The 11,887-nt window shown below is 71.3% G+C and carries 13 protein-coding genes and 1 pseudogene; 10 read left to right on the forward strand and 4 right to left on the reverse strand.

The window, feature by feature from the left end:
• Window positions 1–33 precede the first annotated feature (33 nt).
• Window positions 34–951 (reverse strand): hypothetical protein, encoded by a 918-nt coding sequence (locus A5696_RS16390; RefSeq protein ID WP_067880975.1) that lies wholly within the window; start codon window positions 949–951, stop codon window positions 34–36.
• 57 nt (window positions 952–1,008) lie between these two features.
• Between A5696_RS16390 and A5696_RS16395 the strand changes: the two genes are divergently transcribed.
• Genes A5696_RS16395 through A5696_RS16405 form a run of 3 tightly spaced genes read left to right on the forward strand, consistent with a single transcriptional unit; the run spans window position 1,009 to window position 2,976 of the window.
• Window positions 1,009–1,443, forward strand: a complete 435-nt coding sequence (locus tag A5696_RS16395; RefSeq protein WP_067880977.1) for an NfeD family protein — start codon at window positions 1,009–1,011, stop codon at window positions 1,441–1,443.
• A 27-nt stretch (window positions 1,444–1,470) separates the two neighbouring features.
• Window positions 1,471–2,610: an SPFH domain-containing protein gene (locus A5696_RS16400; protein WP_067880980.1), complete on the forward strand. Its 1,140-nt coding sequence runs from the start codon at window positions 1,471–1,473 to the stop codon at window positions 2,608–2,610.
• A 9-nt stretch (window positions 2,611–2,619) separates the two neighbouring features.
• A complete protein-coding gene (locus A5696_RS16405; RefSeq protein WP_067880983.1) occupies window positions 2,620–2,976 on the forward strand; it encodes a DoxX family protein in 357 nt (118 codons plus the stop codon).
• A gap of 39 nt (window positions 2,977–3,015) precedes the next feature.
• Here A5696_RS16405 and A5696_RS16410 read toward each other — a convergent pair whose 3' ends face one another.
• Window positions 3,016–3,513: a nitroreductase family deazaflavin-dependent oxidoreductase gene (locus A5696_RS16410; RefSeq protein WP_067880986.1), complete on the reverse strand. Its 498-nt coding sequence runs from the start codon at window positions 3,511–3,513 to the stop codon at window positions 3,016–3,018.
• A gap of 71 nt (window positions 3,514–3,584) precedes the next feature.
• Between A5696_RS16410 and A5696_RS16415 the strand changes: the two genes are divergently transcribed.
• The 6 genes and pseudogenes from A5696_RS16415 (at window position 3,585) to A5696_RS27165 (ending at window position 7,728) form a co-directional block, all read left to right on the forward strand.
• Window positions 3,585–5,006 carry an MFS transporter gene (locus tag A5696_RS16415; protein WP_082969036.1) on the forward strand — a complete coding sequence of 474 codons (1,422 nt, stop codon included), beginning with the start codon at window positions 3,585–3,587 and terminating at the stop codon, window positions 5,004–5,006.
• A gap of 59 nt (window positions 5,007–5,065) precedes the next feature.
• A complete protein-coding gene (locus A5696_RS16420) occupies window positions 5,066–5,626 on the forward strand; it encodes a hypothetical protein (protein ID WP_231964349.1) in 561 nt (186 codons plus the stop codon).
• On the forward strand, window positions 5,623–6,282 hold the full coding sequence (locus A5696_RS16425) for an RES family NAD+ phosphorylase (RefSeq protein WP_067880995.1): 660 nt from the start codon (window positions 5,623–5,625) through the stop codon (window positions 6,280–6,282). Before A5696_RS16420 ends, A5696_RS16425 begins: the two co-directional genes overlap by 4 nt.
• Before the next feature lie 51 nt (window positions 6,283–6,333).
• Complete coding sequence (locus tag A5696_RS16430) at window positions 6,334–7,044, forward strand: response regulator transcription factor (protein WP_067881000.1); 711 nt, start codon at window positions 6,334–6,336, stop codon at window positions 7,042–7,044.
• Window positions 7,041–7,448, forward strand: a pseudogene (locus tag A5696_RS16435) (two-component sensor histidine kinase); the annotation flags it as partial. The gene A5696_RS16430 and the pseudogene A5696_RS16435, both read left to right, overlap by 4 nt.
• Window positions 7,449–7,476: 28 nt before the next feature.
• On the forward strand, window positions 7,477–7,728 hold the full coding sequence (locus A5696_RS27165; RefSeq protein ID WP_082969037.1) for a hypothetical protein: 252 nt from the start codon (window positions 7,477–7,479) through the stop codon (window positions 7,726–7,728).
• Here the strand turns inward: A5696_RS27165 and A5696_RS16440 are convergent.
• Both A5696_RS16440 and A5696_RS16445 read right to left on the reverse strand, forming a co-directional pair.
• Complete coding sequence (locus A5696_RS16440; protein WP_197516993.1) at window positions 7,725–9,032, reverse strand: HAMP domain-containing sensor histidine kinase; 1,308 nt, start codon at window positions 9,030–9,032, stop codon at window positions 7,725–7,727. The genes A5696_RS27165 and A5696_RS16440 overlap by 4 nt on opposite strands.
• Window positions 9,033–9,131: 99 nt before the next feature.
• Window positions 9,132–9,872: a TVP38/TMEM64 family protein gene (locus A5696_RS16445; protein WP_067881009.1), complete on the reverse strand. Its 741-nt coding sequence runs from the start codon at window positions 9,870–9,872 to the stop codon at window positions 9,132–9,134.
• A 179-nt stretch (window positions 9,873–10,051) separates the two neighbouring features.
• Between A5696_RS16445 and mutA the strand changes: the two genes are divergently transcribed.
• The gene (gene mutA / locus A5696_RS16450; protein WP_067881012.1) at window positions 10,052–11,887 is read left to right on the forward strand and encodes a methylmalonyl-CoA mutase small subunit; all 1,836 of its coding nucleotides are present in this window, start codon (window positions 10,052–10,054) and stop codon (window positions 11,885–11,887) included.

Genomic DNA, 11,887 nt, shown 5'->3' on the forward strand with positions numbered 1-11,887 from the left:
CGAGCCGGGCGAAGCGGGTCGCCGCCATCAGGCTTAGTCCGCCCAGGCCGAGTGCAGGATCGCGGTGACCGCGGCCATCCGCGCCGAGCGCACCACCGTGGTCAGCGGTCGCAGCGCATCGGTGGCGATCCGCGCCTGCGACGACGATTGCGCACCGATCCCCGCGACGATGCGATCCGTCGGGGACTCGGACACCCGGCTGAGCCCGGCGCTGACCGCGATGATGGCGTCGACGTGCGCGGCGTTCTCCAGCACCCGCAGCGCGCGCGACGGCGCATGATCGGGAATGCGGTGTTGCCGTGACGATTCCAGCAACTGCTCGACGAGTCCCCGTGGATCGTCCACATCGGATGCGGCGGCTCCCACCCCGATCGCGCCGAGCGCATCGGCGGCCGACCGCACGGCCGAGCGCAGCGAGTACTCGGCGTCGCCGAGTTCGTGGTGTTCCAGCACCGGCGCACCGGGCAGGGAGTACACCGTCCAGGACAGCCCGCACAGTTCGGGCAAGCCCGCGTCGTCGGCCTCGTCGAGGTCGCCGTAGCTGAACTCCGGAACCAGGCCGACGGCGGTGGCCGGGTCGTCGGGATTGGCGATGATGACCGCCTCGCCGGCGGCCAGGGCGTCGGATTCGAACTGGGTTCCCGGGGCCAGGCCGCGCACGTCGCCGGGCACCGGCAGAACGATGTTGACGGTCCCCCGCAAACGGTCGGGGGCCGACGACCCCGCCGGCCGGCCGACCGCCGCGCGCAGGGTTTGCAGCAGCGTGACGGTGCCGGCGTCGTGGACATCGGGCCACGGCAGGCCGGTGTGGCCCGCGGCGACCGCATCATACGCGGTGACCGATTGCTTTGGCGCCCAAACGGATAACGCGTCCAAGACGTCGTCGGGCGCCGCCTTGCCCGCGAGCCAGGCGTTGGCCCACAGGGACAGCGAGACACTGGGACACCACATGATCTCGGAGTGTAGTTGTTCGATCCGGCAAAGGCGGATTACGCGTATTCTGACCGCATGCCCGCCGCGGTGATCTGGCTCATATTCGCGCTGGCGCTCGCCGGTGGGGAGGCGCTCACCGGCCATATGTTCTTGCTGATGCTGTCCGGCGGCGCGCTGGCCGCCGCCGGGAGCAGCTGGCTGCTCGGCGGGCCCGTGTGGATCGACGCGGCGGTGTTCCTTGTGATCTCGGTTCTGCTGCTGGTCGTGGTGCGGCCGGCGCTGCGGCGGCGGCTGACCCCGCCGAGGGTGTTGCCGACCGGCATCGAGGCGCTGCAGGGCAAGAACGCGCTGGTGCTCGAGCGCGTCGCACGCGATGAGGGCCAGGTGAAGCTGGACGGCCAGGTGTGGACGGCGCGGCCGGCCAACGAGGACGACGTCTACGAACCCGGCGACCGGGTGACCGTCATGCAGATCAATGGCGCCACGGCCGTGGTGTTCAAGGGCATGTAATACCTCTGGAGAAAACGGGAGGAAGCGATGGCTGGAATTGCTCTGCTGGTGGTGGCGCTGGCGCTGGTGATCTTCGGGATCATCGTGGTGGCGAAGTCGGTCGCGCTGATCCCGCAGGCCGAGGCCGCCGTGATCGAACGCCTGGGTCGTTACAGCCGCACGGTCAGCGGGCAGCTGACGCTGCTGGTGCCGTTCATCGACCGCGTCCGCGCGCGGGTGGACCTGCGCGAGCGGGTGGTGTCGTTCCCGCCGCAGCCGGTGATCACCGAGGACAACCTGACCCTCAACATCGACACCGTGGTCTACTTTCAGGTCACCGTCCCGCAGGCGGCCGTCTACGAGATCAGCAACTACATCGTCGGCGTCGAGCAGCTCACGACCACCACCCTGCGCAACGTGGTCGGCGGGATGACCCTCGAGCAGACGCTGACCTCCCGCGACCAGATCAACGGCCAGCTGCGCGGCGTGCTGGACGAGGCCACCGGGCGCTGGGGCCTGCGGGTCGCGCGCGTGGAGCTGCGCAGCATCGACCCGCCGCCGTCGATCCAGGCCTCGATGGAAAAGCAGATGAAGGCCGACCGGGAAAAGCGGGCGATGATCCTGACCGCGGAGGGCATGCGCGAGTCGGCGATCAAGGAGGCCGAGGGCCAGAAGCAGGCGCAGATCCTGGCCGCCGAGGGCGCCAAGCAGGCCGCCATCCTGGCCGCCGAGGCCGACCGGCAGTCGCGGATGCTGCGCGCCCAGGGTGAGCGCGCCGCGGCGTATCTGCAGGCGCAGGGCCAGGCCAAGGCCATCGAGAAGACGTTCGCCGCGATCAAGGCCGGCCGGCCCACTCCCGAGATGCTGGCCTACCAGTACCTGCAGACGTTGCCGGAGATGGCACGCGGCGACGCCAACAAGGTGTGGGTGGTGCCCAGCGATTTCAGCGCCGCGCTGCAGGGCTTCACCAGGCTCCTGGGCACGCCGGGCGAGGACGGCGTGTTCCGGTTCCAGCCTTCCCCCGTCGACGACGTGCCCAAGCACCAGGCCGACGACGACGCCGACGTCGCCGACTGGTTCTCCACCGAGACCGACCCGGCCATCGCCCAGGCGGTGGCGAAGGCCGAGGCGATAGCCCGCCAGCCCGTGGACGGCCAGCCGGGGACGCCGCCCGAGTTGACCCAATAGGCTGGGCGCATGAGTGCGCTGACTTCACCGAAAACCTATGCGGGACTTGCCGCCTTCCACGCCGTCGACGCGGTTGCCTGCGGATTTCAGGTGGCCCCCATCAAGAAGGTTCTGGACGACCTCGGAGTCCCCGACGAGATCCGCCCCGTCCTGCCGGTGGTGAAGGCGGCCGCCGCGATCGGGTTGCTGTCCGTCACCCGTTTCCCCACGCTGGCAAGGCTGACGACGGCGATGCTGACGTTGTACTTCACCCTGGCCGTCGGTGCGCACATCCGGGCGCACGACAAGTTCGTCAACACCATCCCGGCGGCGGCGTTCCTGGCCACCTTCGCGGTGATGACGGTCAAGGGCCCGGATAACAGCTGAGTCCGATGGTGGCGACCCGCGACGCCCGGCTTCGCCGCGCTAGCGATCGCCACCGACGCAACGCAATTCGACCATCGGCAGTGGGCTTCCGGTGTCGGTGATCGGCGCGCCGAGCGTGCTTTCCAGCACCGGGCGGAACCGCTCCCACGCCCCGGGATGGCGTTCGCGGTAGGCGGCCAGCGTGCGGTCGGTCTCGGCTTGGCCGAGCACGCGCGCGGTGGCGCGCCGCGGCGCACGGCTTCCGACGTAGACCCGGACCCGTGGGTTGGCCTCAATGTTGCGGAACCACTGGGCTTTTCGGCCGAAGCCCGACGCGACGACATAGACGTCGGTGGCGGGACGATCGACGACCTCCAGCACCGCGTAGCGCGGCGTGCCGGACTTGCGGCCGATGTGTTCGAGCATCAGAATTCGCGAGCCGAACAGCGCACCCGCGCGGGCCTGGTAGATCCAGACCGGCGCGCGCACAAAGCGGCGGGAACGCAGCAGCCGTGCGCCGATCGCGGTGAAAATCGATCCGTCTGCAGTCCGCCCCATGGCCGCGATTGTCCTCCACATGGCGGGGTCGTCGCATAGTTGCGAAGCGTTGGGGGTAAGTCATGTAGCCAATGAGTCGAAAAGCGGGTGACGGACGCGGCGGGGCCACGGTGGCCGATGCCCGCGCCACGCATCGGTCGATCCAGGGCACCGCGATCGGCAACTTCATGGAGGCCTACGACTTCACCCTGTTCAGCCTCGTCGCCACCATCTTGGCGCAGAAGTTCTACCCGGGAGAGAACTCCGGCGCGGGCAACCTCATCGCCACCTTCGGCACGATGACGGCGGGCTTCGTCGTCCGGCCCTTGGGCGGCTTCATCTTCGGACCGCTCGGCGACCGCATCGGGCGCAAGCCCGTGCTGGTGATGACCATCTCGCTGATGGCGGTCTGCGGTGCCGCGACGGGTGCCCTGCCCGGCTACCACACCATCGGGGTCTGGGCGCCGATCCTGCTCACGGTCGTCCGCGTCGGCCAGGGGCTTTCCTCCGGTGGGGAGTACGCGGGCGCGATGACCTTCATCGCCGAGCACGCCCCGGACCACAAGCGCGGGATGCTGGCCGGATTCCTGCCGGTGGGCACGCTGGGCGGCTTCGTGGTGGGCGCCGCGCTGGTGACGGGCCTGCAGACGGCCTTGCCCGCCGCCGACATGCTGAACTGGGGCTGGCGCATCCCGTTCCTGCTGGCCGCGCCGTTCGGCCTGGTCGCGGTGTACCTGCGCTCGAGAATCGACGAGTCGCCCGGCTACGAGAAGGTGCACAAGGTCGCGCTGCCCGTCTCCGTCCGCACCCAGTTCGTGCTGACCGTCGTGCGGCAGTGGAAAGGGCTGCTGATCTGCCTTGGCGTGGAGCTCGCGGTCACCGACACGAGCTACATGGTCAGTGGTTACGTGCCCACGTACCTGAAAAAGACCGCGGGCGTGGGGGACACCGCGGCGCTGGTCATGGTCCTGATCGTACTGGCGGCCTTGACGGTCGGCGTGCTGTTCGTCGCGATGCTCTCCGACCGCATCGGCATCAAACCGCTGATGTGGACGGGGTGCGGCTTGCTCATCGCGGTGTCGCTACCGGCCTTCACCCTGATGCGGTTCGGCGGGGCGTATCCCACCAAGTTCGCCGGTGTGCTGCTGGTCGGCCTGCCCATGATGTTCTTGAGCAGCCTCGAGCCGGCGATCCTGCCCGCGCTGTTTCCCACCAACGTGCGCTACGGCGCGGTGTCGATCGGGTTCAACATCGCCGTGTCGGCCTTCGGCGGCACCACCCCGCTGATCGCCGAGACGCTGGTCACCGGCACCGGCAACCCGATGATGCCGGCGTACATGCTGATGTTCGCCGGAGGGGTCGGCGCGGTCACCCTGATCTTCGCCCCGGAGGTGGCCGGCAAGCCGCTGCTGGGCTCCGGGGCCGTCGACCTGATCGGAACCCGGCGCGGCGGCGGGGGCAAGGGCGCGGCGGGTGTGGGCGCCGCGGTGCCCGACACCGGCGGGGCCGGCTAGACGCCACCCGGCCTGTCCCGGCGAAAGTCGCTTGACGTGCTTGACGGTGTAGCATTGTCATGCTTGACGCGATCTCGAGACCGGGAGTGGCGATGACGGACCTGGCGGTGCTGGAGCGGGAGATCATGCGGTCGGTCAGTCGCAAGGTGCATGATCGGCTGCGCAAGGCCGCCGCGGCAGAAGTGAGTCCCGAGGCGTTCGGCGATGCGGAAGCCATCGCCGAAGCCATGGTGGCGGCGCTGCCGTTGGGCCACGTGTTCGATGAGGTGTCCGGACCCTTTTACGACACCGCCGGGCTCGCCCGCTGGCTGGGGGTGTCGCGGCAGGCGCTGCACCAGAAAATTGCGCGCCATGCGCTGCTGGCCTGCCCGCTGGCCGACGGCGGAGTGGTGTATCCGGTATGGCAGTTCCTCGAGAGCGGCGCGACGATTCCGTCGCTGGGCGAGGTGCTGACGACGCTTGCGCAGGGCACCGACGACGCCTGGATGATGGCGTTGTGGATGCGCGCGCCCAGCGATCAGCTCAACGGCGAGCGCCCGAGTGAGTGGTTGCGCGAGGGGTGTGACCCCGAGCGGGTGATCGCGATGGCGCGCGAGGTGGCGGCGGGCTGGCGCGCGTGAGTGGTTCGCGCCAGCGGCCCGCGCTCGGCCTCCCGCCGCCGGCGCTGTCGGCGTTCCCCCGGACGCGGCTGAAGGACGACGTGCCGCTGTATCGGGCACACGCCGTCAACAAGTCTCCCTGGTGGTTTTCCTCCGACCTCTCGGGCCGGTTCGATCTGCCCTCGCCCAACGGAACCTGTCACCTCGCAACGGATTTGGCGACTTCCCTGCGGGAGCGGTTCGGCCACGACCTGGTGCGCCAGGGGCTGGTCACGTTCAAAGCGGCTGCGGGAACCCAGGTTTCGCGGCTCCGGATGCCGGCGCCACGCTGGCTTGCCAATACCTGCGCGCGGAATGCCGTCGACTTCGGCATGACCCGCGAGATCGGAACATGCCCGAACTATGACATCCCGCAGGCCTGGGCCGCGGCCTTCTGGGACACGGGCAGGCACGCGGGCGTCCGGTATCAGACCCGGTTCACGACCGGGCCGACGCCCAACGCGGTCGCGTTGTTCGACGACGCGGGCCAGCACACCTGGCCCGCCGACCCTGCCGCGCTCGGCGGTGTGCAGGCATGCGTTCAGGCCGGCATCAAAGTGGAGCATCCGCCCGGCCGGCGGCAGGTGCGGATCGTGCCACCGCCGACGACTCGGCGGCGGAATGTGAAGCGAACCTGAAGAAAGCGGCTTGCCGGGTCGGTCGCGCCAACGCGACGCTCACAATGGGGCATGGCGAGTTCCCCGGGCGCGGCCAGGCGTCCCAGCGTCGGCATTCCGCGCGTGCTGGTGGTCGAGGATTCCGAGACCATCCGCGAAATGGTCCGCGAGGCGCTGACCGACGCCGGCTACCACGCCGACGCCTGTCGCGACGGCGACGGTTTGGAGGAGGCGCTCGACGGCCTGCGCCCGGATCTGGTGGTGCTCGACGTGATGCTGCCGGGGCGCGACGGGTTCGAGCTCATCGACGTGGTCCGGGATTGGGGCGACGCCGGGATCGTGCTCATCACCGCCCGCGACGGGTTGCACGACCGAGTGCGTGGCCTCGACGGCGGGGCCGACGACTACGTCGTCAAACCGTTCGAGCTGGCCGAGCTGGTGTCGCGGGTGGGCGCGGTGCTGCGCCGAAGGGGACGGCTGCCGCGGGCGCTGCAGGTCGGCGACCTGGTGCTGGATGTCGACGCCGGGGTCGCGGTGCGCGCGGGTCACGAACTGGACCTGACCGCCACCGAGCTGCGGCTGCTGCACTTCCTGGTGCAGCAGCGCAGCCGGATCGTGAGTGCCGGCCAGATCCTGAACGCGGTGTGGGGCTACGACGCCTACGACCCCAACCTGGTGCAGGTGCACATCAGCGGGCTGCGGCGCAAGCTCGAGGCCCACGGCCCGCGGATCGTGCACACCGTCCGCGGGATCGGCTACCGCGTGCAGGCCCGTCCATCATGACGGCCGCCGCCGACCCCGTGACGCCGACGCCGTCGCTGCGGCGGCGGGTCGTCGTGGTCGTCATCGGGCTGCTCGCCGTCTTGCTGGTGATCCTCGGGGTCGTCATCGACATCGGCCTGCGGGCTCAGGCCCGGCGCGACCTCCACGACCGGCTGCTGGCGGCCACGTCGCGCGCCGACGCGCTGGCGGTCGCGCGCACCCCGCCGCAGCAGATCGCCGCCCAGCTCAACGGCGGCGGGGTACGAGCGCTCGTGATCACCGCCGACGGCACCGCCTACGGCGACCCCGCGATCAGCCCGGACGCCACGGCAGGCGCATTCGTTCCGCCGCCCGGGCCACCGCCGCCACCCGGCATCCCCGCTTCCCCCGGCGGGTCCGGGACGCCCCCGTCGCCGCCCGCGCCAACCCGATGAACGAGCAGGAGAAAAGATCATGAAAATCAAGCGACTCATCGCCGCTTCCATGCTCGCGGGCGCCCTGGGGGTTGCCGCGACGGGCTTCGGTGCCGCCGTGGCCACGGCCGATCCCCCGCCGCCGCCACCGGCCCCGGGGCAACCCGGCCCGCCGCCGCCGGGGCCCGGGGGTCCGGGTGGACCGTTCGGCGCGCCGCAGCCGGGACCGGCTGCACCGGGCGGACCGTTCGGGCCGCACCCGGGCGGACCGCCCCCGGCCCCCGGGTTCTAGACCCGCTGCGCGACGGCCGCGCCCACCGGCAGGCTGAGCCGGAACTGCGCCCCGCCCTGGTGGGGAAGGCACGTCAGCTCGCCGCCGTGGGCGCGCGCCAGCGCGCGGGCGATCGGTAGGCCCAGCCCCGCGCCGCCATGGTCGCGGGATCGCCCGGCGTCCAGGCGCACCAGCCGTTCGAAGATGCGGTCACGCTCCTCGTCGGGAACCCCCGGGCCGGTGTCGGTCACGGTCACCTCGGCGGTGTGGCCGCTCGCGGACAGGTCGATGGTGATGGCCCCGCCCGCGGGGGTGTACCGGCGGGCGTTGTCGAGCAGGTTGGCCAGGATCTGCGCCAGCCGGTGCGGGTCGGCCCTGACCTCGAGCCCGGCCAGGCCGGTCCGTACGACGGTGACTCGTGGCGCCAACAGGGCCGTCCGGTCGGCCTCGGCGTCGACCAGGGCGGCGAGGTCGGCATCGTGCAGGTCAAGCGGCAGCCCGGCATCGATGCGGCTGAGATCCAGCATGTCGCCCACCAGACGTCCGGCGCGGCGGGCGTCGGACAGCAACAGGTTGGCGCGGCGGTGTTGAGCGCGCGCCTCGTCGCCCAGGTCCTGTGCGGCGTTGCTGACGAGTTGTTCCGCGGCGACCTGGATCCCGGCGATCGGGGTGCGCAGCTCGTGGGCGGCGTCGACGAGAAATCGCCGGGTGGCCGCCTCGGCGCGCCGGGCGTCTTCGGCCGCGAGCCGGGCCCGTCGCTCGGAGGCTTCCAGCGCTTCCAACATTCCGTCGAAAGCGCTTGCGGCGCGGCCCAATTCGGTGTCGGTGCGCTGGGGGCGCAATCGCCGGCCACGATCACCGGTCGCGATGTCGGTGGCCAACGCGGTCAGCCGGTCCAACGGCCGCAGCGCAACCCGGCTCACCGCCATCAACAGCAGCGCCGCCACCAGCAGCGTGACCAAACCCGCACCGATCATCAGCTGACGCAGCTGGCGGGTCACCTGGGTGGTCTGCGTCGTGTCGGCCACCAAGATCAGCCGGCTGCCGGCGGGCAGGGGATGCACCAGCTCGGTGGCGGTGGCATCCGGTGGCATGGGCGGTGCGCCCGCCGGCGGGGTCGGCGGAAAACCGATGCCCGGCGGCGGAGGGGCCCAAAGGCCGATCAGGGTGGCGGCCCCGAAGGCCCCGACGACGAGGCCGGCCAGCCCGGTGCCGACCGCGACGCCGACGGGATGCCGGTGGAGGACCGACGACGCGGGCGCCGGTTCCGGATAAGGCGCCGGGGTTGCCGGCTCGGGGGTGTGGGTGGATTCCTCGGCGGTCAATGTGCCTCCTTGTCGCTGACGTGATGCCGGCGACGCTAGGAAGCGGAGCTGAAGTCAAGCTGAAGAGCGGCGCTCGGGGCGCGGATCTTCAGGCCGGCTTCAGAATTGGGCGGGCACGGGGGGATTGCGCCGGTGGTGCTGCCGGTAGTGACGGATCTCGAAGAGCAGCCCGGTCACGCCCAGGCTGCCCGTGCACAGCGACACCAGGAGCAGCATCGGGCTGGGGTGACCGGCGAGGGCGTCACCGAGGATCACCACGGCGGCGGTGCCGGGCAGCAACCCGGCCACCGTGGCCAGCGTGTAGGGCGCCAGGCGGACGGCCGAGGCGCCGGCGGCGTAATTGATCACCGAGAACGGCACGGCGGGGATCAGCCGCAGCGACAGGATGGCCAGCCAGCCGCGGGCGCGCAGGCGTTCGTCGACGGTGTGGATCGATCGGTGCCGAACCAGGCGGTTGAGCTGCCAGCCGGCCGCGCGCACGAGCAGCAGGGCCAGCACCGCGCTGGCGGTGCTGGCGACCACCGCGATGCCCACGCCCAACAACGGCCCGAACAGCAGCCCGGCCGCCAGGGTGAACGCCGTGCGGGGGACCGGCACCACCGTGGCCACCACGTGCGTGCCCAGGAAGGCCAACGGGAACCAGGGACCCACCGATTCCGCCCAGTCGCGCATCTGCACCGGCGTCGGCAGCGGAAGCCAACTCGCCGCCACGATCAAGACTGTGATACCGACCACTGCCGCCAGCGCCCGCGGTCGGGCCAGCTGCCGCGCCGCCGCGCCCAACGCGGCGCGGAGATCACGCAGGGTGCCGGTGATTTTGCAGGTGGCGGAAGCCGTCACGCCTGTCAAGGGTACGGGCCGGAGGTGAATTATCCGTTTCCCGAGACGGGTGTTTCACGTCCGTCCCGGGACAACGCCCTCGGGGCCCGTTCCCGCGCGGTTTTTAGCCGGGAGCCCCGATCAATTAGCCTCATTAGTACGTGGCAGAGCCCCATTTGCTGGGAAAAAGGGAGCAATCGGTGTCCATTGATGTACCCGAGCTCGCCGACCTAGAACAGGTTCGCGGGCGTTGGCGCAACGCGGTCGCCGGTGTGCTGGCCAAGAGCACCCGCAAGGATCCCGAGCAGTTGGGGGACGAGCCGGAGCGCCTGCTGGAGACCCCGACGTACGACGGGATCGCAATCCGCGCGCTCTACACCGCGCTCGACGAACTGCCCGAAGCGCCGCTGCCCGGCGCGTGGCCCTACGTGCGTGGCGGCGACGCGCTGCGCGACGTCAACGCGGGCTGGAAGGTGGCCGAGGCGTTCCCCGTTGCCGGCGGCGTCCCGGACAACGATGCGGTGCTGGCCGCGCTGAACGAGGGGGTGGGCGCGCTGCGGATCCGGGTGGGGAAGCCCGGGGAGCTCGCGCGGCTGCTCTCGGGTGTGTACCTGGACCTGGTGCCCGTGATCCTCGACGCCGGCGCCGACTACCCCGAGGCCTGCGACGCCCTGCTGGCGCTGGTCGACCAGCTGGGCACGGACCAGCGCAAGGCCCTGTCCGTCGACCTGGGCGCCGACCCGCTGACCGCGACGCTGAGCGGCCGCGAGACCCCGCCGGTTGAGCAGGTGCTCGCGGTGGCGAGGCGTGTGGCCGGAAGCCACGGCGTGCGGACGATCACCGTCGACGGTCCCGCCTTCCACAACCTCGGCGCCAACGCCACCTGGGAGCTGGCCGGCTGTATCGCGGCCGCGGTGGCCTACCTGCGGTTGCTCACCGACTCCGGGATCACCGTCGCACAGGCGTTGCGGCAGATCAGCTTCCGGCTGGCCGCCGACGACGACCAGTTCCTGACGATCGCCAAGCTGCGCGCCGCGCGCAGGCTGTGGGCGCGGGTCGCCGAGGTGGTGGGCGACCCCGACGGCGGCGCGGCCGTCGTCCACGCGGAGACGTCGCTGCCGATGATGACCCAGCGCGATCCGTGGGTGAACATGCTGCGCGGCACCGTGGCCGCCTTCGGCGCGGGAGTCGGCGGCGCCGACACCGTGCTGGTGCTCCCGTTCGACACGGCCATCCCGGGCGGGTTTCCCGGTGTGGCGAACGGCTTCTCGCGCCGCATCGCGCGCAACACCCAGCTGTTGCTGCTGGAGGAGTCACACGTCGGGCAGGTGCTCGACCCGGCCGGCGGGTCGTGGTTCGTCGAGGACCTCACCGAGCGGCTGGCCGACCAGGCGTGGCAGCAGCTCCAGGACATCGAGGCGCGCGGCGGGTTCGCCGACGCCCGCGACCACGTCGGCGAGCAGATCGCCCGCGTCGCCGCCCGGCGCGCCGACGACGTCGCGCATCGGCGCACGGCGATCACCGGCGTCAACGAGTACCCGAACCTCGAGGAACCGCCTCTGAAGCAAGGGGATTCGTCATCGGCGGTCCGGCGCTACGCCGCCGAGTTCGAGGCGCTGCGGGACCGGTCGGACGCGTACCTGGCCCGCACCGGCGCGCGCCCGAAGGCGCTGCTGCTGCCGCTGGGCCCGTTGGCCGAGCACAACGTCCGGGCGACGTTCGCGGCCAACCTGCTGGCCTCGGGCGGCGTCGAGGCGATCAATCCCGGGCCGGTCGACGCCGCCGGCATCGCGGCGGCCGTGGCGGCAGCGGGATCGCCGGCGGTGGCCGTCATCTGCGGCACCGACAAGCGCTACCACGACGAGGCGGCGGGCGCAGTCGAGGCGGCCCGGGCCGCCGGTGTCGCGACGGTCTACCTGGCCGGACCCGAGCAGGCGCTGGCAGACGACGCCCCCGACCGCCCGGATGAGTTTTTGACCGCGAAAATCAATGCGGTGCAAGCCTTGTCGGACCTGCTCACGCGATTGGGGGCGTAG

The sequence above is a fragment of the Mycobacterium sp. E2699 genome, from assembly GCF_001666745.1.
In the GTDB taxonomy this organism is placed as follows: domain Bacteria; phylum Actinomycetota; class Actinomycetes; order Mycobacteriales; family Mycobacteriaceae; genus Mycobacterium.

Coding starts and splice junctions, on each gene's coding strand:
- A5696_RS16390 (WP_067880975.1), bottom strand. CDS start 951: ATGTGGTGTCCCAGTGTCTCGCTGTCCCTGTGGGCCAACGCCTGGCTC.
- A5696_RS16395 (WP_067880977.1), top strand. CDS start 1,009: ATGCCCGCCGCGGTGATCTGGCTCATATTCGCGCTGGCGCTCGCCGGT.
- A5696_RS16400 (WP_067880980.1), top strand. CDS start 1,471: ATGGCTGGAATTGCTCTGCTGGTGGTGGCGCTGGCGCTGGTGATCTTC.
- A5696_RS16405 (WP_067880983.1), top strand. CDS start 2,620: ATGAGTGCGCTGACTTCACCGAAAACCTATGCGGGACTTGCCGCCTTC.
- A5696_RS16410 (WP_067880986.1), bottom strand. CDS start 3,513: ATGGGGCGGACTGCAGACGGATCGATTTTCACCGCGATCGGCGCACGG.
- A5696_RS16415 (WP_082969036.1), top strand. CDS start 3,585: ATGAGTCGAAAAGCGGGTGACGGACGCGGCGGGGCCACGGTGGCCGAT.
- A5696_RS16420 (WP_231964349.1), top strand. CDS start 5,066: ATGCTTGACGCGATCTCGAGACCGGGAGTGGCGATGACGGACCTGGCG.
- A5696_RS16430 (WP_067881000.1), top strand. CDS start 6,334: ATGGCGAGTTCCCCGGGCGCGGCCAGGCGTCCCAGCGTCGGCATTCCG.
- A5696_RS27165 (WP_082969037.1), top strand. CDS start 7,477: ATGAAAATCAAGCGACTCATCGCCGCTTCCATGCTCGCGGGCGCCCTG.